Annotated in this window: 19 protein-coding genes and 4 pseudogenes; 13 read left to right on the forward strand and 10 right to left on the reverse strand. The window is 55.8% G+C overall.

From position 1 onward, the window contains the following. Nucleotides 1–306 precede the first annotated feature (306 nt). The gene (locus CU103_RS19595; protein WP_106665904.1) at nucleotides 307–855 is read right to left on the reverse strand and encodes a cupin domain-containing protein; all 549 of its coding nucleotides are present in this window, start codon (nucleotides 853–855) and stop codon (nucleotides 307–309) included. Between the two features lie 146 nt (nucleotides 856–1001). Here CU103_RS19595 and aptA point away from each other — a divergent pair, with 146 nt between their 5' ends. The 4 genes and pseudogenes from aptA to CU103_RS19620 all read left to right on the forward strand — a co-directional run bounded on the left by aptA (nucleotide 1002) and on the right by CU103_RS19620 (nucleotide 5016). Further along, entirely contained in the window at nucleotides 1002–2330 is a 1329-nt protein-coding gene (aptA, locus tag CU103_RS19600) for an omega-aminotransferase AptA (protein ID WP_106665738.1), read from the forward strand. 157 nt (nucleotides 2331–2487) lie between these two features. Continuing rightward, nucleotides 2488–2771: pseudogene (locus CU103_RS19605) on the forward strand (Lrp/AsnC ligand binding domain-containing protein); the annotation flags it as partial. Nucleotides 2772–3478: 707 nt separating this feature from the next. Continuing rightward, nucleotides 3479–4111 carry a dethiobiotin synthase gene (gene bioD, locus CU103_RS19615; protein WP_106665740.1) on the forward strand — a complete coding sequence of 211 codons (633 nt, stop codon included), beginning with the start codon at nucleotides 3479–3481 and terminating at the stop codon, nucleotides 4109–4111. 152 nt (nucleotides 4112–4263) lie between these two features. Beyond that, entirely contained in the window at nucleotides 4264–5016 is a 753-nt protein-coding gene (locus CU103_RS19620; RefSeq protein WP_106665741.1) for a pyridoxine 5'-phosphate synthase, read from the forward strand. A 490-nt stretch (nucleotides 5017–5506) separates the two neighbouring features. On the opposite strand, the gene CU103_RS31480 is transcribed toward CU103_RS19620, so the two are convergent. Continuing rightward, on the reverse strand, nucleotides 5507–5653 hold the full coding sequence (locus CU103_RS31480; RefSeq protein WP_170117069.1) for a hypothetical protein: 147 nt from the start codon (nucleotides 5651–5653) through the stop codon (nucleotides 5507–5509). Between the two features lie 217 nt (nucleotides 5654–5870). On the opposite strand from CU103_RS31480, the pseudogene CU103_RS32820 reads away from it, so the two are divergent. From CU103_RS32820 to CU103_RS19640, 5 genes and pseudogenes are all read left to right on the forward strand, one after another. After that, nucleotides 5871–6149, forward strand: a pseudogene (locus tag CU103_RS32820) (tyrosine-type recombinase/integrase); the annotation flags it as partial. An 86-nt stretch (nucleotides 6150–6235) separates the two neighbouring features. Continuing rightward, nucleotides 6236–6436, forward strand: coding sequence for a site-specific integrase (locus CU103_RS32825; RefSeq protein WP_425350618.1), 201 nt, complete (start codon nucleotides 6236–6238; stop codon nucleotides 6434–6436). 927 nt (nucleotides 6437–7363) lie between these two features. Then, nucleotides 7364–7591: pseudogene (locus CU103_RS32655) on the forward strand (aldehyde dehydrogenase family protein); the annotation flags it as partial. Nucleotides 7592–7819: 228 nt separating this feature from the next. Further along, on the forward strand, nucleotides 7820–9004 hold the full coding sequence (locus CU103_RS19635) for a M24 family metallopeptidase (RefSeq protein WP_210203799.1): 1185 nt from the start codon (nucleotides 7820–7822) through the stop codon (nucleotides 9002–9004). Nucleotides 9005–9190: 186 nt separating this feature from the next. Then, nucleotides 9191–10110 (forward strand): annotated as a pseudogene (locus tag CU103_RS19640) (IS3 family transposase); the annotation flags it as partial. A gap of 332 nt (nucleotides 10111–10442) precedes the next feature. Here CU103_RS19640 and CU103_RS19645 read toward each other — a convergent pair. Genes CU103_RS19645 through CU103_RS32830 form a run of 4 tightly spaced genes read right to left on the reverse strand, consistent with a single transcriptional unit; the run spans nucleotide 10443 to nucleotide 14426 of the window. Then, nucleotides 10443–12338, reverse strand: a complete 1896-nt coding sequence (locus tag CU103_RS19645; protein ID WP_106665743.1) for an AAA family ATPase — start codon at nucleotides 12336–12338, stop codon at nucleotides 10443–10445. A 1-nt stretch (nucleotide 12339) separates the two neighbouring features. Continuing rightward, on the reverse strand, nucleotides 12340–12846 hold the full coding sequence (locus tag CU103_RS19650) for an ABC-three component system middle component 5 (protein WP_106665744.1): 507 nt from the start codon (nucleotides 12844–12846) through the stop codon (nucleotides 12340–12342). Then, on the reverse strand, nucleotides 12843–14048 hold the full coding sequence (locus CU103_RS19655) for an ABC-three component system protein (protein WP_106665745.1): 1206 nt from the start codon (nucleotides 14046–14048) through the stop codon (nucleotides 12843–12845). Before CU103_RS19655 ends, CU103_RS19650 begins: the two co-directional genes overlap by 4 nt. A gap of 42 nt (nucleotides 14049–14090) precedes the next feature. Next, nucleotides 14091–14426, reverse strand: coding sequence for a helix-turn-helix domain-containing protein (locus CU103_RS32830; protein WP_425350620.1), 336 nt, complete (start codon nucleotides 14424–14426; stop codon nucleotides 14091–14093). A 538-nt stretch (nucleotides 14427–14964) separates the two neighbouring features. On the opposite strand from CU103_RS32830, the gene CU103_RS19665 reads away from it, so the two are divergent. Continuing rightward, the gene (locus CU103_RS19665) at nucleotides 14965–15420 is read left to right on the forward strand and encodes a Fur family transcriptional regulator (protein ID WP_425350621.1); all 456 of its coding nucleotides are present in this window, start codon (nucleotides 14965–14967) and stop codon (nucleotides 15418–15420) included. A 108-nt stretch (nucleotides 15421–15528) separates the two neighbouring features. Here CU103_RS19665 and CU103_RS19670 read toward each other — a convergent pair whose 3' ends face one another. Genes CU103_RS19670 through CU103_RS19685 form a run of 4 tightly spaced genes read right to left on the reverse strand, consistent with a single transcriptional unit; the run spans nucleotide 15529 to nucleotide 19047 of the window. After that, nucleotides 15529–16374, reverse strand: a complete 846-nt coding sequence (locus CU103_RS19670) for a metal ABC transporter permease (protein WP_106665747.1) — start codon at nucleotides 16372–16374, stop codon at nucleotides 15529–15531. Then, nucleotides 16371–17228 (reverse strand): metal ABC transporter permease, encoded by an 858-nt coding sequence (locus CU103_RS19675; protein WP_106665748.1) that lies wholly within the window; start codon nucleotides 17226–17228, stop codon nucleotides 16371–16373. The genes CU103_RS19670 and CU103_RS19675 overlap by 4 nt, the downstream gene beginning before the upstream one ends. Beyond that, nucleotides 17228–18133: a manganese/iron ABC transporter ATP-binding protein gene (locus CU103_RS19680; protein ID WP_106665749.1), complete on the reverse strand. Its 906-nt coding sequence runs from the start codon at nucleotides 18131–18133 to the stop codon at nucleotides 17228–17230. The genes CU103_RS19675 and CU103_RS19680 overlap by 1 nt, the downstream gene beginning before the upstream one ends. Further along, nucleotides 18130–19047, reverse strand: a complete 918-nt coding sequence (locus tag CU103_RS19685; RefSeq protein ID WP_106665750.1) for a metal ABC transporter substrate-binding protein — start codon at nucleotides 19045–19047, stop codon at nucleotides 18130–18132. Before CU103_RS19685 ends, CU103_RS19680 begins: the two co-directional genes overlap by 4 nt. Nucleotides 19048–19251: 204 nt before the next feature. Between CU103_RS19685 and CU103_RS32835 the strand changes: the two genes are divergently transcribed. The 3 genes from CU103_RS32835 to CU103_RS19700 all read left to right on the forward strand — a co-directional run bounded on the left by CU103_RS32835 (nucleotide 19252) and on the right by CU103_RS19700 (nucleotide 20937). Next, nucleotides 19252–19554: an aspartate 1-decarboxylase gene (locus tag CU103_RS32835; protein WP_425350623.1), complete on the forward strand. Its 303-nt coding sequence runs from the start codon at nucleotides 19252–19254 to the stop codon at nucleotides 19552–19554. 456 nt (nucleotides 19555–20010) lie between these two features. Continuing rightward, the gene (locus CU103_RS31485) at nucleotides 20011–20160 is read left to right on the forward strand and encodes a hypothetical protein (protein ID WP_170117071.1); all 150 of its coding nucleotides are present in this window, start codon (nucleotides 20011–20013) and stop codon (nucleotides 20158–20160) included. 459 nt (nucleotides 20161–20619) lie between these two features. After that, nucleotides 20620–20937 carry a hypothetical protein gene (locus tag CU103_RS19700; RefSeq protein ID WP_106665752.1) on the forward strand — a complete coding sequence of 106 codons (318 nt, stop codon included), beginning with the start codon at nucleotides 20620–20622 and terminating at the stop codon, nucleotides 20935–20937. Nucleotides 20938–21040 lie beyond the last annotated feature (103 nt).

The following is a 21040-nucleotide window of genomic DNA, read 5'->3' on the forward strand; positions in this document are numbered from 1 at the left end:
CCAGCCGTCGTCTAAACGCCCTGCCTCCTCCTTTGTTCAACAGCTTCGCGCATGTGCTTTCGTCGTCAAAGCCGGAAAGGAAAGAATCGTGACTAAAGAGCTTGCAAACGAACATAAGAGAGCCCTAAAGGGTCCGTTGGCAATATTATGGATCAAGCGCTTTTTTTTGCTTTGTGTTATCTTTTCACAATCAATGTTGCATGCTCGTACTATTTGCCTGGGACAACCAAATAGTAAGGCTGGGACGCAGACGACTCCTGAACACAACCTGCCGACCATCGTTTACCGGCGTCGCTAAGATAGTTGTCAGAAAGTCGGCGGCGTGCAGGCGCTGACAACTTCGCATGGGTTCGGACCGATGCAGCGGAAGCGATGCGGACGGCGGCTTTCGAAATAATAGGCATCGCCCGGGCCAAGAATGCGCCGCTCATCATCGACCGTCACCTCGATCCTCCCGCTGATGACGACCCCGCCCTCCTCGCCCTCATGCACAAGTGGCACCTTGCCGGTATCCGCGCCTGGCTCATAGCGTTCCTTCAATATTTGCAGTGCCCGCCCGAATAGGTTTTCCCCGATCTGGCGGTAGGAAATATTGCCCTTGCCAATCTCGACCAGTTCGCGTGACTCGTAAAACACCTTCTGCCTGCGGTCGGGCCCCAGGGCAAAAAACTCGGCAAGCCCGATGGGTATCCCGTCGAGAATGCGTTTCAGCGCACCGACAGACGGGTTCGTCTGGTTGGATTCAATAAGCGAGATGGTGGAGTTGGTTACACCGGCGCGCTTGGCGAGTTCGCGCTGGGACAATCCGTGCCGTTCGCGCAAAAAGCGCAATCGTCCGCCAAGATCGATGCTCATGGTTTGCATCCTTCTGTTTCAGATGTTTTATATAGAACAACTTTCTCGCACTGATGCAATAATATCAACAGTTTGGGTGAGCATGGAAAAGGACTTGTTGGGCAATGCAAAGCATGGCTCTTTGGTGCCAGAAGAGGAGTTCAACCATGCTGATGTCCAACACGCCGTCACTCGAAAACTACTGGATGCCGTTTACGGCCAACCGACAGTTCAAAGCGGCCCCGCGCTTGCTCGCCGCCGCCAAAGGCATGTACTACACTGATGTCGATGGCGCTCAGGTGCTGGATGGCACCGCCGGTTTGTGGTGTGTCAATGCCGGTCACGGCCGCGAGAAGATCGCCGATGCGGTTGCACGCCAGCTGATGACCATGGACTATGCGCCATCTTTCCAGATGGGCCATCCGATTGTCTTCGATTTTGCCGAGAAGCTGGCAGCGCGCGCGCCTGGCGGCAAGGAAGCCGGCCTCACCAAGGTGTTCTTCACCGGTTCCGGATCGGAATCGGTCGACACAGCGCTGAAAATCGCTATCGCCTACCAACGCTCCATAGGACAAGGCACTCGCACCCGTGTCATCGGCCGTGAGCGTGGTTATCATGGTGTCGGCTTTGGCGGCATTTCGGTTGGTGGTCTTGTCAATAACCGACGCGTTTTCCCGCTGCTTCCAGGCGTCGATCATTTGCGTCATACCCATGATCCGGTGCGCAATTCTTTCGTCAAGGGATTGCCGGAGTACGGTGCGGACCTCGCCGATGATCTGGAGCGTCTGGTTGCGCTGCACGGCGCTGAGACAATAGCTGCGGTGATTGTCGAACCCGTCGCCGGTTCGACCGGCGTACTCCTGCCGCCAAAGGGCTATCTTGAGCGTTTGCGGGCCATCAGCAAGAAGCACGGCATTCTGCTGATTTTCGATGAGGTCATCACCGGTTTCGGCCGTCTCGGCACGCCGTTTGCCGTCGATTATTTCGGCGTCGTGCCGGACCTTGTCACCACGGCCAAGGGCCTGACCAATGGCGCTTTGCCCATGGGGGCGGTTTTCGCCAGCGAAGCCGTTTACGAAGCAATGATGAATGGTCCGGAAAGCCAGATCGAGCTGTTCCACGGCTATACCTATTCGGGGCATCCTGCAGCGTGTGCTGCGGGTCTGGCGACACTGGAAGTCTACGAAGAGGAGGGCCTTTTGACCCGCGCGGCAGACCTTGCTGATCATTGGCAGGATGCGATGCACGGCCTGAAGGGTCTTCCCAATATCGTCGATATCCGCACAATCGGCCTCGTCGCCGGTATCGAATTGTCATCGCGGCCCGAAGCTGCTGGCGCGCGGGGCTATGACATTTTCGTCGATTGCTTCAACAAGGGCCTGCTGGTGCGCGTTACTGGCGATACCATCGCCCTCTCCCCGCCCTTGATCGTGGAAAAGCAACAGATCGACACCATGGTCTCCATGCTCGGTGATGCGATCAAACGCGCTGCCTAGGACGTTTTGAGAATGGCTGAAAAGCACGGATCGAAAGTCCGGCGGTTTGTATCTTCGGGTTGCCGGTGACGGTCAGTTCAGTTAATGAAGCCGGGGACGGGCTTTGAACATTGGTTCGTACCCGGCATAAATTTGAGCGTGCTTGGTTTGGCTTCCTCACACGATTGCGACCGGCGAAGGCGGGAACAATCGGCATATCACCACGGCGCTGATGTTCGTTGACCGCATGACCGTATGAGAGGCGGTGACGTCATCCAGGCGCTGCGGAAGATTCCGGGGGTCGTTGCGTGTGTTGTGATGACAGGTGATTTTGACCTTCTGGTGAGGGTCGAATCCCTGGAAGCGGATCGCATTCGTCAAATCTGGCAACAGATAGCGGAACTGCCCGGTGTACGGGACACGCTCACCGCTTTCGCCCTCTCGTCTGTCATTCAGAAATAGCCGTTGTGCGTCGAATTTCGTCAATCCGGATCGGGTCCTCGCGATATCCTGTGAAATCGTGCTGCCCATTATGTCCGGGCGGTAATGTCAGATTTGAACGAGTACGAGCCGGCTGCGAACATGGAGAACCTCCGCAATCCATCCTTCCTCCTTCATGAGGGAGAGACACCTAACGATCATATTGTTGGCCGGATCGGGCTGAGCGGATCGGCAAATATCAACCCCTTGGGATGTCCTTGCGGGTTTCGGGTGGACACGCTGCCATCCCTTCTCGTCTTTGACATTCCGATCCGCGGGTTTAGACTGCTGGCTGCAATTGCTGCGGAACATCCCAGACTTGCGGACAAGCGAGGCTTACAGCCTTGCGACGGGCGCGGGCCCGCACTGCGACTGGCGCGATTGGGCTTACACGGCCCCCGCAAGGCGTCATCTGAACTGACCCACTATTGAGATTTGAGGAATCCTGCGATCCGCCGGTGCACATTGCAGGTTTCCGCTCCAATTGGCCGTGAAACGCCGTCAATTATCAAGCCCCTGAACGTATGACTGAGCTCGTCCAGTTCGTCAAAGTAGAACTAGGGCGTCGGTGTGAGCAACGCTTGCTTTCTCAGCCTCCCAAGGCAACTTGGCTGCCGTCGAACAAAATTGGCGGCAGCCACTTTTTACGACAGCAGGGTTCCACCACAGCATCTGAAAGGTAGCGAAGCATGACGCTCCGTTTTGTTGTAACGGGGACGAACACCAATATCGGCAAGACGGTATTTTCGGCAGCATTGGCCGATGCGCTTGGTGCTGCGTACTGGAAGCCCGTCCAATCGGGCCTTTCAGGAGAAACCGATAGCGAGACTGTCCAGCGTCTCGGACGGATACCGCCTGAACGAATCGTCCCTGGGGCGTGGCGGTTGAAGACGCCGGTCTCGCCGCATGTTGCTGCGAGCATTGCCCAGGTTCGGATCCGACCTGGGGCGATTTCACCTCCGCAAACCACGCTCATCATCGAAGGGGCGGGCAGCGTGCTGGTTCCCTTGACTGAAAGTCAAGTGTTCGCCGATGTTTTTGCCCGCTGGCAGATTCCGGTCATCCTTTGCGCCCGCACAGAACTTGGAACGATCAACCATACGTTGCTTTCACTCGAAGCCTTGCGCCGCCGTTCTATTCCGGTCTTCGGTGTTGCATTCATCGGTGACAAACAGACCGATACGCTGGAGATCATCCCCCAACTTGGCAACGTAAGCTATCTTGGCCGGTTGCCGCTGCTTGATCCCCTGACGCCCGACACCTTGCGGCAGGCCTTTCAGGATCATTTCGACATGTCCTGTTTTCAGAAAGCGGCGCTATGACCGGGCGCTTGCACAGTTTTATCCCGAAGTTTGGATTTAACCAAAGTAACAAGGTAATCGCGACAATCTCCCCGGACTGAATCTCGCCATCGCTTTTTCGTTGTTGTGCGGATCCATTCCAGTTTCATCCTTCGCTTCAGTGGAATCCCGCCATGCCGACTGCGCTTTCCGTCAATCTCAATGCCATCGCGATGCTGCGCAACCGCCGCGATCTGCCGTGGCCAAGTGTCGAGGGGTTCGGGCGGATTGCGTTGCAATCTGGGGCGAGCGGATTAACCGTGCATCCACGGCCCGACCAGCGGCACATTCGTTTCTCGGACCTGCCTGTCATCCGAAACCTGATCGACGATGAATTTCCCGATGCCGAGTTCAATATCGAGGGCTACCCCACTAAGGAGTTCCTGGACCTGTGCGTCGGCGCTGCGCCCGAGCAGGTAACGCTGGTTCCGGACGATCCCTCGCAGGCAACCTCCGATCATGGCTGGGATTTCCGCAAACACCGGGACGTTCTGGCAGAGAGTATTGCGCGGCTGAAAAAAATGGGCACACGCGTGTCACTGTTCGCCGATGGCGACGGGGACGCCGAGGCCGTCGTCATCGCCAAGGCCGTCGGCGCTGACCGAATCGAGCTTTACACAGGCCCCTATGGCGGATGCTACAACGCGCCAGAGCAGGCAGGGCCGATCCTGGAGGCGCTAGGCAAAACAGCAGACGCGGCACTGGCGATCGGCTTGGGTGTCAATGCGGGGCACGATCTGACGGTGGCGAACCTGCCGCCGCTTGTAAAGCGCATTCCGAAGCTCGCCGAGGTATCTATCGGGCATGGATTGTCGGCGGACGCGCTTGAATTCGGCATGGCGGAAACGGTTCGGCGGTTCTGCCGGGCGTGCGGCCAGAATATCTGAGCCCACGGACGGGCGAAAGCCAGCCTCGCGGGCAGGCGGCATGACGATTTCCACTCGCCGAAGACCCTTGACGCCATATCGAGGGAGGAGTTTCTGTCTAAGCTTAGGACGTCGCGACCCCTATTGCGTCTTCTCGGGCGGAGGCTAGCATCCATGCACTCGCCACGTCGGCATTCAAGCTATGCGGCGTGCATAATCCTGGTGTTTCCTTCCGAGCGCAATCAACTCGGTAGGAGATCTACATGCAAAAAGCGATCATCCTTCAGCCACAACCCCGCGCTTGATTGGAAGACAGTATTCTTCAGCCCTACGTTTCGCAGTACGGCGAGCACTTGCAGCGAAGGCGATATGCGCCGAACACGCAGCGCGCCTATATGTGCTGCGTCGCCCGCTTCGTCCATTGGCTGACTCAGGAAAGGTGCGGCCTGGGAGCGATCGGCGGCCAAAGCGCCGTTATGCGCTTTCTCTCGGAACACTTGCCGGCGTCCGCCTAGCCGACCCGGTCCGTCGTTTGCGCCATGAACTGCAGGCGTCGCTGGGCCATCTTCTGGAGGTGCTCGAAGCTGGCGGCGTGGTGCTGCAGTATCCGGCCTGCAATTCCGCCATCGAACAGGAGCTGATGCGCTTCGATGTCCACATACGCGACGTCTGGGGATTGGCGGACAAACACGCGTCGGAAGCGTTGCCGAGTGGTAGGAGGATTTCTTGTCGAGCATTTCGGCGAGCAGTCGATCTCCATGGCGACCGTCAGCGCCACATCCATCCGCCGCTTTGTCCTTGGCAAACAGGGGCGAAGACCCGCCACCGTCGCCGCGAACGGCGTCATCATTGGTTGCTATCTGCGCTTCCGCAGCATGTCCGGCGACCGGGTGAACGAACTGAAAGCCGCCATTACCCGGGTCGCACACTGGCGGCTGGCATCATTGCCAGAGGTGCTCACCGACGCCGAGATCGACGACCTGCTGAGTTCCTTTGATCAGTCGTTTCCGTCGCGCCTGCGGGCTTATGCGATGGTGCGCTGTCTGATCGATCTCGGTCTGCGATCCAGCGAAGTCGTCAAGGTTCAGCTTGACGACATCAACTGGGCCGATGGCCGATCAACCTTGTCGGCCAAGAGCCGACGTGCTGATGCTCTGCCTCTGCCTCTGCCTCCGCAACGGGAGCGGCGATTGCGGCCTATCTACACAAGGAGCGGCCCGCGACATCGAACCGGGCCATATTGGTTCGCCATGTTGCCCCCTACGACGAACCGATCACGACCAAGAGCGTCAAACGCGCGGTGTTGGCCGGCTACCGAAGATGTGGATGGACGCGGACCGGTGCCCACATTCTCCGGCACGGCATGGCCAGTCGACTTCTGCGCGCCGGCGCGCCGATGAAGGAGATAGCGGACATACGAACAACGAATTCGTTGACATAGATCAGCTCAACAGGCGGTCGAAATATATCAAAGGATCATGCTTAGTTATTTAGATGGCTTTGAAGCCACCGCATGTCCCTTCTCAATTGCTGAAATTCAATTTGTTTGTACGCAGAAGCATCTCGCAATCAATCGGGCAAGGTAAGGACCGGCGGCGTCTCTCGAATGGGTTTGGATCGGCGGTAGGTTTCGCTACAGCCCATCGCCGGTCCGAAATCTTCGCATTTGGCGCGCGAGCGCTGATCGGACACGAGGTTCCGCTCGTGCCACAGGCCTACGTCAAGCCGTATGTGAGGCGCGGCAACAGATGCTGCCGACGCCGAAGCAATCTACGAGGCTTTCCAACCGCGAGGGTCCTTCATTGACACCACAGACAGCGAACACGACTGTCCGATCCGGTTTTGGCCCGACGGTCCACGAGGTACGCGGCTGATCGCGTTTGGGTGATTTCCGCCCTTTCATGAAAGCGAACGGCGAACGGAGAACCTTAGGCTCTCTGAGCTTAGCCCAATACTGCGGTCGTGACCGGCAATGGCCGGTTCGGCCTCAAGTACAAGGGATGGAACGCCTGGCGCAAAACTGACGGCGCTCAACGTGGTTTCCGTCGGGAAGAGCCAGATATACCCGCCAGCTTCTGTAAATGGCGAAAGCACCATGGCTGAGCTGCTTGACCAATGATCGAGCGTGTAATGCTGACTCGCCTTATTTGGGTGTTCTCAGGCTTGGTGCGATCCGAGCGGGCACGAGTCGTTCTTCTATCCGGCAGCGGCTTGACGTGCGCTACTTACTCAATGGTTATTTTGCGCGCTCAATTCCGAAAGAGTTAGCTATTGTTTGCAGGAATGCAGCCCAAAGAGCCGCAACTGCGCTGCCGATCGGCGCTGACGCAGCAATAGACTGTATGCAAACATCCACTTGGAGTCTTAGATGAGAGGCACCTCAATCACGGCACTACGCGGGCTCAAACGGCCAGACCTTTTGCGAGGAAGTGCGTATGTGAAGGGCGCATGGTTCTCGAAGCCAGATACTCTCAGCGTGTTTGATCCCGCAAACGGCGACGAGTTGGCTGAAGTGGCGGCCTGCGGAGATTCCGACGTTGATGACGCTGTCAATTTCGCCAGAGCAGCGTTTCTCCAGTGGCGCGAGATGCTTCCTTCGCAACATGGTGCATTGCCCTTCGGAAGCTCGAACGGCGAGCTCAAGATCGTTCCGCGCGGGTGGACACCTCAGGTGCTCGAACGCATCACCCGGCGTTTCACTGGGGGATCATGGGGAGCGCTGGGAGCATGGGGGTGAAAGCCAACTGTCACAGGCCGTAGTCAACAAAGCCGTCCGTCTTGCGTGGTGAACGAAACGGCTAACCAATACAAGGAGAGAATGAGAATGAAGAATATCCTACCGTTTACTCGAGAGGAATACCTTGAGAGGTTAAACAAAGTAAAGCAGTCCATGAGAGAGCAAGGAATTGATGTTTTATTGATTACAGATCCGGCCAATATGTATTATGTGTCAGGATACAATGCTCTGTCATATTATGTTGAGCAAACTATCTTAGTTGCGCTGGACGACGATATGCCGCGGTACATTGGACGCTACAACGATGCGTTCGTCGGGGCACACGTAACAACGTGGCTGTCAAAAGATCATGTCCATTGGTACAGCGATGAATACACTAACAGCAGAACTAAGCATCCAATGGACTGGATATCGGGACTGATTAAAGAACTCGGATACGGCAAAAAGACGATTGCCATCGAAATGGAGCATGACTTTATCGCGCCGCTCGCATACGAAAAATACAAGCAAGGATTGCCTGAAGCGAAGCTTGTGAACGGCAGCTTTATCGTAAACTGGGTAAGGATTATTAAGTCGGACAACGAGATTGAGATGATGAGGCGCGCCGGCAAGATTACCAGAAAAGCCTGGGAGGCCTGCGTCGAAGCATTCAAACCCGGCGCCAGAAAGTGTGACGTGGCTGCTGCGGTACTTGAGGCTAGCATCCGAGGAACAGAGGAATTCGGGGGCGATTGGCAGATAGCGCCGCCTGTATTTCCTGGTGGCGAATATGCCGGAGCTCCTCACCTTACGTGGGATGACAGCAGGTACCCGGACAGATACGATATGTATATGGAAACAGCGGGTGTATATAAACGCTATCATTGTCCCGTATCACGCACAATGTGCCTCGGGCAGCCGTCCGAAAAATTTCTCTACCATGCAAATGCTGCCATCGAGGGCTTGCAAGAGGCGCTTGCTGTCGTCAAGGAGGGCGTGACCTGTGAGGAAGTTGAAGCCGCTTGGAGAAAAACGATAGCCAAATATGGCGTTAAAAAAGATTCACGCATTGGTTATTCCGTGGGTATTGGCTTTCCTGCAACTTGGGTAGAAAAGACTGTCAGCCTGCGCCCGGGAGACAAGACGGTCCTTAAGCACAATATGACGTTACACTGCATTCCCGGTTTGTACTACGATGATTTCGGCATTTCGATCAGTCAATGTATAAGGGTGACGAAAACAGGGCACGAAAAGCTTCATGATATCCCGTATGACGTGGTAATTAAGAAGTAACTGTAACTTGCTGTTCGGAGCGTCTGATATTCGAGAGCCTAGTGCACCGCGAAACGGACAGGGGACGGGAAGAGCCCCTGGCCAATCGCCGCCAAGAAAAGCCCGAACGAACGAACCGCTGGGCTAGACAGAATCAAGCCGGCGTCACGTCGAGCTGCTCGGAGACGGTCCTGACCGGCAGTCGCCGCAGCCAAGCGGAAAGCTGTCGCGCATCTGATGAACCAGCATGGGATGAGCGAACGGCGGGCGTGTAAAACCATGGGCTGCTGCCGCATGACGATCCGTTACGAAACAGCGCGAAGCGATGATCGCGACCTTCGCGAGCGAATGAAAGCGTTGGCGCATGAGCGCCGACGCTTCGGATATCGCCGCCTTCATGTGCTGCTCAGACGCGAGGGACACACCTTGTGAACCACAAGAAACTCTTCCGGCTCTACCGGGAGGAGAAGCTGACCGTGCGCAAGCGTGGTGGCCGCAAGCGAGCGATCGGCACACGAGCACCGATGTTGATCCCAATGGCTGCCAATGATCGCTGGTCGCTGGACTTCATGTCGGATCAGCTCACCGATGGCCGCAGGTTCCGGATTTTGACGGTCGTCGACGACTGCACCCGAGAATGCCTGGGTCTCGTCGCCGATACCTCGCTTTCCGGCCTGCGGGTTGCCCGCGAACTTGACGGTATTATCCAGGAAAGAGGAACGCCCAGAATGATTGTGAGCGACAATGGCAGCGAGTTCACCAGCAATGCGATCCTGCACTGGACGGATCATACCAAGGTGGATTGGCATTACATCGCGCCAGGCAAACCGATCCAGAATGCCTTCATCGAGAGTTTCAATGGGCGACTGCGCGACGAGCTATTGAACGAAACCCTGTTCTCGTCATTGGCTCACGCTCGATCAGCTCTTTCAAACTGGCGCAGCGATTATAACGATCACCGACCGCACTCAGGCCTCGGCTGGTTGACACCTGCCGAATTCGCTCAGACCATCAACCCGCGACGGGATGCGGTGCTGCGCAGCCGAAATGGCTCCGCATCGCAGCCCGCCGCTACAGTCCCAAACACCGCAACCAAAAACCGCTGGAGCGAACTCAGAATTGGATAAAACCTGGGGGCAAGGTCACCAGGCAGGCTGCTCGATGAACGCTTAACCCGGAGATTTCGCTCCAGCTTCTCCCGCAACTGGCAAATCTCGAAGTCTGATTGACCAGACGCTTGCGGGATGCCTACATCATCAAGAAGATCGGCGGCGTTCAGCATGCACTGGGTCTATCAAGTCCGGCCTCCGTCTCTCTTTGGAATTGCCGCCGGAGTCATCGTGCTGCAGCTATTCGGCGATCCCCGGGGCTTTGGTCTCGATAGTGAATGACGCCAATCCCGGTCCGCAAGTAGAGCCTCGAACCGGCAGGCCTCAGCCTTATCAAGCGGCGCCGCCTCTCACACATTGGCCAGCGTCTTGTTCTCGCGCGTGTAATGTGGGCCAACAGTCAGCCCACTGGCCTCAAGCTTCGGATCGAGCATTGATGTCGTGAAAATAATCTGGTGGGGGAATTTCGCTTTCACGGACTCCTGTATAATCAGATGCTGGTAATTATGGCTCCTCTTCTCTTCCATCCCCTTATCTTCGATGTTGTCCATCAGAAGAAACTTTGGATGCCAGAAATCGGCATCATAGCTCGCAGCCAGTAGAAGCGAGAGTATCGCGGTATTCTTCAGCACGACGTTACTACTTTCGGCGAAATTCATCTTGCCGTCGACGAGCATAGCGTCATCCGCGAAATTGATCGAGAAGGTCCTGGGATCTTCGAATGTGTCTTCGCGCTTAAGATCCCCTTTCAATATTCGCTTTCCTATGACATCCACCAAGTTCATAGCCTTATTGACCCTGGCATAGGATGACGCTTCAAGGCGCTTAATTTTTGCATCAAGTAGCTCGATCTGGTCATTGAGTTGGGCGCGTTCGGCGGATAAGTCATCGATACGCTGCAGCGTGACTCGTAGCTCCTCCAAATATCCTCCCTCGCGTTCTAGGCCGCCTAGCAGTTTGTATCGTTCGGCTAGAAAGCTCTCTCGAGGCGAGTTACTGATATCGTATCGGGAAGAGAAGTCGGATATCGCAGAGGAATATTCTCGGCGAAGCGCTCGAATTTCCGCTTGAAGCTTCTCCGCCTGCGCAGATTTTGTAGTCAACAGTTGCCGCGACTCGCGGATTTGCAACTCGTTGTCAACCTTCAGCTCAAAATACCTTGATCGCGTTTTATCCTCGTCCACGACCTCATGACAAACGATGCAATGCTGCGTGTCACCATCGGTTAGAGGTTTCAGACAGGCCGGGCAGTATTGGAATTCGATGTTGCCGAGCTTTTCTGAGAGGTCTTCAGCTGCATTAAGGGCAGCCAACTGCTCCTCGAGATAGGTAACGAACTGGCCGATTTCCTCTTGTTCATCCCCGAGATCAACGAGCCTTTGCTCTCGATCTTGCAAGTCGGCAGCGAGTTTACGAAGCCGACGCTGCATTTCCTGGCGCTGCGCGATGAATTGCTTCGATTGATCCGCTGCAACGAGATTATCAACGTCGCCGATCTCGGTAGTGACACTATCCCTACGCGCTGACAACTCTGCCATTCTAACTTCGAGCGCTGCAATCGAAGTTAGTCCTTCAGAATGTGGGAGCGACATCACCGTCGCCTTATAAAGCCTGTCCCTATCCTGATATTCCGCCTTTAGCTCGCGCACGCGGAGCAGACTCTCGTAGAGCTCGTATCCGTTCACGCCGACGATAAGTTGGCCGACGGTTTCTCTAATCTCTCGAGTATCAAATGTTTCAAACCTAAAAAGCTTTCCGGGAGGCGTCTGTTGGTCCGCGTAAAGGAGGCGAAGTACCTGGTGCATCGTGATGTTCGAGTTGCCGACGTTCGGCGCCTCCGGAATGCCCGCGGCACGAAACAGCACTTGCGTGAACGAAAGTTCGGAACTTCCCTGGGTACGTCGGATTGACACTCGCTGCCAGTCGTCAATTCCTTTGGATAGTGATTCTTCGAGATCGCCATAGTAAACCAAAATCGGTTCCTGCTTGGTGCCAACAACGCGCTGGACAGTAATGATCGTCTGTTCTGTCTCGATTTCCATCCGCACCGCGGTGCAGTTTCTTGCGGCGTCTTTCCAGCGATCAAACTCGCCGCCTAGCCCGTAAAAGATAAAATCCGATATCGTCGATTTACCAGAGCTGTTTTCGCCGCGAATGATATTGACGCCACGATGGAATACCTCGTCGTAAGCGACGTCTTTGCCACGGGTAATACGAACTCGTTTGAGAGCAAAAAAGGCTACCAATTTACGTACCAATCCTTCTGAGACCTGTCATTTCGCGCAATCCGCCCTTGCCTCGCCCAATCGTTGCGAAATCAGCGATGAGGAATTTGAGGATCGGCTTCTCATTCGGAAGAATGAGCTGAGGTCCAAGCCATTCAGCCAGAGTACGACCTTCATCACTGAGCTTATATCGATCATTAATCACCAGCTCGACATTGAGCAGACCCTTTCCGACGAGATTATGGAGAGCCTGAGACTGAATGCCTCCCATTTTGTTGTAAAGAATTGGTGGGGAAGGGTATTGAATGAACGTTTCCTCGGGCTTTGGAACCCGCAGAGTTGTAAATGCCCGGCGCACATCGAGGGTCATATGGGTTAGATGAAGAAGGCTCGGATTTACGAAGTAGAAATCTGAGACGAAGAGCCGGTCACGGGTTGGCGCCTCGCTCTTCCAATTGGATAGTAGTGCAAGATACCGACGCGCCGTATCTACAACGTCAAGCTGCGCATACCAAAGCCGATATGTCATGGCCTGTCCCACCGAATGTGGCAGCGCTCGGTAAGAAAATAGAGCGCATTCATTATCGTCTTGGCCGTGGCTCTGTCCGCCGCATATTTTGCACTTAGCGGCTCAACGATTTCGCTCTGAATCGCCTTTGATATCGTCAGTTCGTCAGCGCCATTGCAGATCAGCGGATGAAAAACCAAGGTCTGAAAGCGCTGCTCGATATCAGCAAGCAAGTTCTTGTACACGGTCGAAATTGAAGTCTTCAGACCTGTTCTCACAAAAGGTCGTGCAAATTTACTCTGAGAATCGTTCGCGAACGGATACTCATGGTCCCGCCCCGCCGCAACCATCTTCGACATCAAATCTCGCCGGTCGGTCGGACTCGTGTCTTCGAGACCGTCGTCCGCGAACTTTTCCAATCCTGTTGGCTCGTCTGGGGGGATAACCGGCGCCAGTTTTCGGATCCGGTGCCTGATACTTGTATATATCAAGCTGTTTCGGTCACGGGGTTTACAAATGCCAATGTGATCTGCATCGATCGGAACAGGCGTCGTTCCCGTCACTCCGGGATCGGCGCTTTTAGCGTCAACCACCAGCAAGGTTTTCCTGGTGAGGTGTTGCTCATGATAAACCAGAACCGTAATGGGCTTTGCATGACAATGGGATCGGAAGCTCTCATTGAGCTCTTGCAATTCGGCATTGTCATTTAAAAGCTTGTTCACATGAACCGAAGTGAATCCTTGCACAAAGAACTTCAGAAGGTTTGCGACGCTGGAACCGCTGTGCGGTGTAGCGAGGAAAAAAATGCCCACACAACGCTCGCCGACTCTTCGCCAATCTTCGTCTGTTGATTCCTTTGCAGTCCTGAGTATTTGCTTCACCAACAAGCCACCGAGACTGTGACAGATGAATATGATGGGCCGCTTGCCAAATTCGTAGCTCGCCAGCGTCTCAAGAAAGTTCTTTGCGCGGTCATACAAGTTCATCTCTTTTTTGGCCCATTGAGCAAAAACGCTCGCGGGAAAACCCAGGGTATAGAGATTCAGATGCGGGACATCCGCAGCTAGCCATTGTGGCCAGTAGCCTCCCTCGGACTCTTTGGAACCATCAGCCGTCCATGTCTCGACAGGGTCCCCGGAAAGACCGTGCACGAATATCACATCGACCGTACCGCCATTAGCGGAAATTGTGGCAAAGTAATTCGGAGACGACACGGTGACCACGGTAGCAAATCATTCCTACAACCTTAAATAAACACCGCCGACCTACAAGGCTGGCATCTGAAGCTTTATCCAAAACATGCTTATCCACGATCTTGGGTGCCCTTGCGCTTGGATACCCGTCTCGAAGTAGCGGCCGATAAAATCCATAAGACCCGAATTAAGCGCTTGGCAAATAACGATCAGTGTCGAGACCGCTATTCGATTCTTGCCATTTTCGTACTTTTGAATCTGCACGTATGAAACGCCAATTGCGGCTCCAAGCTCTTGCTGGGTCATTCCAGCGAGTAACCGGAGCTCCCGAAGTCTTTGGCCGATTTCCCGATTGAGGTCTTCGGAGTTTGGTCTGCAAGCCAACTCGGCTGCCCTCCTTGCATGCACTCAGCCGAAGCTGTTCGACACACCACATCTGTCCGCTCCTTCTTCGAGGACGTCGCAGGCTCAACATAACGAAACGATAGCGGGCAGTGATCAAGCCCGCTTGGGCTACAACGCACGTCGACTTGGGTGGTGAAGAACTAACGCATTGACGGGGCTCGCGTGTTGCCGATTAGCAACAACAGGATGATCCATTGAGTTTGGGTCGCTACGCTCGCGCGTTTGGGAATTCGCGAGATTAATCCGACGTTACGAAAAGCAGAGAAGAAGCTTGGCGTAATGCAGACGGCGGAAGGCGGGTCTCTTCCAGAAAATACCCAGGCCGAGTTCCGCCGTGACATGGCGCGTCTGGGTCTGATGCGAAATCGGCACTCAGGTTGATAACTAGAACGACCGTCCTTGCCGCAGACGTCGGCTGAGGTTCGGTCTTCTTTTGCAATTGCGACGCAACTGAGCTAAAGCGCTGGCTATCCATCGTTGCTTCTCTCACTATTGCAGACCATCAGCAGTGAGAGCAACAGTTCAAGCGTCGGTTCATACAATGATGCAGTCCAAGAAAGATATAGCCACGCTTTGCAAGGAAAACGGTTTGCGGCTGACCGGTCCGCGCCGGGTCATCATGAAAGTCCTGTCAGAAGCAACCGACCACCCTGACGTCGTGGAGTTGCATCGGCGCGTGAACGCGATTGATCGCGGCATTGCGATCGCCACTGTCTACCGGACGGTCAGCTTGCTGCAGGAGAAGGGCGTCCTGGAATGCCATACATTCGCGGATGGCCGGGCACGTTATGAGCCGGCCCACCAGGAGCATCACGACCACCTGATCGATGTCGAAACCGGTGACGTGATCGAGTTCCGCTCGGACGAAATCGAACGCCTCCAGGAAGAGATCGCCCGCAAGCACGGATTTTCGATCGTCAGCCACAAGCTCGAAATCTACGTGAAGCCGCTCAAGGCCAAAGTGCAACGTCGCGGGAATAGACCGCCGGCGAAGTAGTAAATCAGTGCCCTCCCTGCGGCGGACGAATGTTCTTCATTTCCGTGAAACGCCATTTTCAGCGTATCGGGGGCCGGTTCGACACCAGCCGCATTGGATAGGCAGATCTCAGCTCGCCTCACGCCGCTCGATTCGCGCGGCCCTGCGGGTAGAGAATATGACAGCGGCGATGAAGACGATGCTCATCAGGAGCACGATGGTCGGGGCCGGTGCACTGTCAAGGAAGAACGCGAGATAGACGCCGAGGAATGAGGCGATCCCTGCGACAACGACCGAGAGGATCAGCGTGGTGCCAAACTTGCGGGTCAGCAGAAAGGCGATTGCCCCCGGCGCGATCAGCATGCCGATGGCGAGGATGATGCCGACCGCTTTCAAAGCGCCGACGACGGTCAGCGAAATCAGGCACAGGAGCCCATAATGCAGAAGCCTGACCCGCAGGCCGACCGCCCTGGCCTGTGCGGGATCGAAGGCGTGCAGCAAGAAATCCCGCCACTTAACGATGATGATGCCGGCGGTTATCGCCGCGATGATTGCAGTCTCGGCAATGTCCCGGAGGCTGACGCCCAGCATGTCACCAAACAGTATGTGGTCGAGATGCACGTCCGGCTGGATCTTGACATAGAGCACCAGCCCGAAACCGAACATGCCGGAGAAGACGATGCCCATCACCGTATCCTGCTTGATGCGGCTGTTGTCCTTGAGAAAACCGGTCGCCAGCGCGCAGATCATACCGGCGGTAAAGGCGCCAACGGCAAATGGGAAGCCCACGACGTAGGCGATGACGATACCGGGGAAGACAGCGTGACTGATCGCATCTCCCATCAGCGACCAGCCCTTCAGCACGAGGAAGCACGACAGCAGGGCGGTGGGGATCGCGACCAGCACCGAGATGATGAGCGCGTTGACCATAAACTCGAACTGGAACGGCGTGAGTAATGTGTCGAGAATGCTCATAGGCCGGCCTCCAACGTCTGACTTGCCCGCCGGCGCGCGGCGAGCATGCCGTGCTTGGGCGCAAAGACAAACGCAAGAAGGAAAATCAATGTCTGTAGGACGACAATGATGCCGCCGGTGGCGCCGTCGAGGAAATAGCTGGCATAAGCGCCTGCGAAGCTGGTCCAAGCTCCCATGGCGACAGCGATGCCGAGCAGGCGCGGAAATCGGTCGGTGAGCAGATAGGCAGTCGCGCCTGGTGTCACCACCATGCAGATGACGAGGAAGGCGCCAACGGTCTGGAGCGCCGCCACCGTGGACGCGGAAAGCAGCGTGAAAAACATGATCTTGAGCGCTGTCGGATTGAGCCCGATCGAACGGGCATGGCTTTCATCGAAAAAGACAACCATCAGGTCCTTCCACTTCACCAGCAGGATCGCCAGCGAGACAAAGCCGATGATGGCAAGTTGAAGCGTATCCTCTGGGGTGATGGCGAGGATATTGCCGAGCACAATGGTCTGGATGTTCACCGAGGTCGGCGACAGCGACACCATGAAGAGGCCAAGACCGAAGAAGGACGAGAAAATCAAGCCGATGATGGCGTCCTCCTTCAGCTTGGTACGCTGATTGAGCAACAGCATGGCGGCGGCAGCCAGTCCGCCAGAGAAAAAGGCACCGATCGAAAACGGAAGCCCCAGCATGTAGGCGCCGGCGACGCCAGGGACGATGGCATGCGAAAGCGCATCGCCGATCAGCGACCAGCCCTTGAGCATCAAATAGCAGGACAGAAAGGCGCAGACCCCGCCGACCAGGGCGGAAACCCACATGGCATTGACCATATAGTTATAGGTAAAGGGTTCGAGGATGAGGTTCATCAAGTCCGCTCCCCATTGCCCGTTGCAGCATCACGCGCGGTGGGTTTGTCGTTATAAAGGACGAGCGGACGTTCATCATCGGTGATGAGATCGAGCGCATGTGGCTTGCTGCCTTTGGCCTCGTGCAGTACGAAGTGGCGAAGCACACCGCCAAAGGTCTTTTCGAGGTTCGCCTGTGTGAAGGTCTCTGTCGTCGCGCCGTAAGCGAGCACGGTGCCGTTGATCAGCACTGTCCGGTCGCAGAACTCCGGTACACTGCCGAGGTTATGGGTGGAGACCAGGATTACCCTGCCCTCGTCGCGCAACCCGCGCAGGAGCTTGACAATACTATCCTCGGTCTTGACATCGACGCCGGTGAAAGGCTCATCGAGCAGGATGACACGACCATTCTGCGCCAGCGCGCGGGCCAGGAAGACCCGCTTTTTCTGCCCGCCCGAAAGCTCGCCGATCTGGCGCTTGCGGAAATCGCTCATGCCCACACGGGCGAGTGCGGACGACACCGCCTCATGATCGGCGGCTCTAGCAATGCGCATCATGCCCATATGGCCGTAGCGGCCCATCATGACAACATCTTCGACCAGAACCGGGAAGTTCCAGTCAACGTCCTCGCTTTGCGGCACATAGGCCACGAGGTTCTTCTTGAGCGCGAGGTCGACTGGCTGGCCAAGAATGGAGATATCGCCCCTTGCGAGGCGGACGAAGCCCATGATCGCCTTGAACAGCGTCGACTTTCCCGAACCATTGACCCCGACAAGCGCGGTGATCGTGCCCGTCGGGATCTGGAAGCTCGCATCACGCAGCGCGGTATGGCCGTTGCGATAGGTGACGGTGGCGCCCCGCACGGCAAGCCCAGAGCCCGCACCCGAAGACCGCGCGGGGGAAATAGGTGAAACGAAGGCGTTCATTGCGACAGTCCCTGCGTCAGGCCCTTTTCGACCGTGTCGGAGGTTACGCGAAGAAGGTCGATATAGGTCGGAACCGGACCGTCGGCATCGCTCAGCGAGTCGACATAAAGGACGCCGCCATAAAGGGTTGCTGTCTCGCGGGCCACCTGCCTGGCAGGTTTGTCGGAAATCGTGCTTTCGCTGAAGACGGCAACGATCTTATTGGCCTTGACCGCATCGATGACCTTGCGAACCTGTTGCGGCGTGCCCTGCTGGTCGGCGTTGATCGGCCAGAGATAAAGTTCCTTCAGGCCAAAGTCGCGTGTGAGATAGCTGAACGCTCCCTCGCTCGACACTAGCCAGCGTTTGTCCGCCGGGATTGCGTCGAGCTTCGCCCGGATCGGCGCTATCGCTGCTGTGATCTTCTTTTTGTAGGCCTCGGCATTGGCCTTGTAGGTCTCGGCATTCTTCGGATCGTGCTTCACGAAAGCGTCGCGGATGTTGTCGACATAGATCAGCGCATTCTTCGGTGACATCCAGGCATGGGGGTTGGGCTTGCCAGCGTAAGGTCCTTCGGCGATGCCCATCGGTTCGACCCCATCGGAGACGACTGCGCCCGGCACGTCTTCCAGGTTCTGGAAGAATTTCTCGAACCACAGCTCGAGATTGAGCCCGTTCCAGAGGATGAGCTGCGCGCCTTGCGCTTTCTGGATATCGCCCGGTGTCGGCTGATAATTGTGAATCTCGGCCCCCGGCTTGGTGATCGATTCCACGATCGCGGCGTCCCCCGCCACGTTCTTCGCCATATCCGCGATCACGGTGAAGGTGGTTACGGCCTTGAACTTCTCCTGGGCAAGCGCGGATCCTGTTATGACGCCAAGCGCCATTGCTCCTGTAACCCCCACGAGAAACCTGCGTCTGACGCGATCAAACATGTTCATCATTTCCTTATTGCGAATGCGTTGCAAATGCACCTGTATTGGGCCCGCGCCGAGTTTGCAAGTGCGAACTAATTGCAGAATGGTTTGACTTTGCGTTATTTTTCACGGCTCTCCAGATCGAAGCCGCACTGCGCAAGGTGATTCAGGATGCGGTGGTCACAATACACGTAGAGCCGGAAGAAAAAGCGAACACATAAATTGACTAAACAAGATGTCGGGTGCTCGAATAAGCACCTATGTCCTCTACGGGGAAGCCGGCTCGCGCTGCTGCATGCTCAATGGGGCCGCGGCGCGAACGTCCAGCTTGGGGATGAAATCATCATAGCATCCAGCGTCTACTGCCAGATCGATGAAGCGATCGAGATGAAGCCCAAGGTACTGGTGTTCGACCAAGACAACGAGATCATCAACCGGATTACCTACGACCTCTTCCGGCGACCGGACGGCTCACTGGATATGACGATAAAGAGTTCGGCCGATGGCATCGAATCCGATTGGTGACGAACGGAGTCGATCGAACTTCAGCCGAACCGGGGGCGATCAATCCTGTTGCAACCTGAACGGCGCCATCCTATGAGCACTTGACGACCGGTGGCTGCACAACGCCAACCGCCCTGATCGATGCTCCCAGAAGAAGCAATCGTGAACTCAATACATGCGTTCGAAGAGCAGGCTGTGGCCGTCTGTTCCTGAAGCCGCACCTAATCTTGCCTTTGCGATTCATCGAACGTGTGCGATGCGATCCAGGCTCCTGTCCAAAAAGGCTTCTGCAATTAACAACAGTCAAGCATTTTGGCTAAGTCAGCCTTCCATGGGGCTGGCGGAAGCTCGTGCGCTTCTTTTCACACGCCAGACCTCTAAGGGGGTGCGATTTAACCAAATATGCTCAATTGGCGGGTTATTGCCGAAAGAGCATTTGCTCGAGCAGAATGTTCAAACACCCCCATGGAGTTGGCTATGATGCCGGATGATCCGCTGCATACGAGAGATATGGTTATCATTGCCGCTATGATCGTGGTGGGCGTCTTCGTGTTCAGCGCCGTTGCCTCGGCCGTTGGCAAAACCAAGCATAACTTCGCTGCACCGCCGGCCGTTGCGCGAGATTAGAGCTAAGACAGCCCGGACCAAGGGGGCGATTGCCTATTTGTGCAGGGTCAGCCATTCGAACGAATTGGCCAGGCAAACACCAAGCTCAGCTCCGCGGAACCCGACAACGCCGTCCACACCGATAGCCGAAGCAGGTTTCGCTATTATAATGGCTAGCACGACTACCCAGGATATGAAGATGGCTCAAAGTCAGGATGAGATGGTGCCTAGTTTTATCGAATACGCTTCAATCCTTAACAATAGCGATGCCATCCCGGCAAAACGAAAGAGACACGTGCACAGGCAAGCAAGACCTCTGGAACTGCGGTTACCCGGCAACGAGCGCGCGAATTGGCGGATACAGGTTGAGTTGAATTGATCGGGGCAAAGACAGTGTGGAAAAAGACGTGCGATCGTTGCACGAGGTACGACAAGACCTGATAGAAAGGCAACTCTCTTACTCGTTTTGAAAGGCATGAGATGAGCGACGACGATTTGACTGAAGAGGAGGAGCGCCGCATGGCTGCTAACCTGATGATAGGCAGGAAAAAGTCGGCCCCAATCGTCGAGCTACGCAAAAGCCGATCGAAAGTGAAGATCGAGCTCGTAACTCTACGGTTTGTCCAGCATGTAGACCGCCTGACCAAAGAGTGGTTGTGGTGCGTCGTTGAGCAAAAAGGCGATAAGTGCTGGTTTGAGATCGAAAAATACGAGGATCGCAAGAAAGCCCAGATCGCCGCCGATAATTATCAAGGTGCCGGCGACAAGGTGGAATGGTGCGAAAAGAAGGTGTGGTAGACCTCGTCCAATCCATCTGCGATGAGTACTCCGCGGACATCATCGAGGGCCGCGCCTATCCGGGCGTTCGCAAACGCGAGCGATAGTCACAATGAGCCGCATT

It is taken from the genome of Phyllobacterium sophorae, assembly GCF_003010965.1.
GTDB lineage: Bacteria > Pseudomonadota > Alphaproteobacteria > Rhizobiales > Rhizobiaceae > Phyllobacterium > Phyllobacterium sophorae.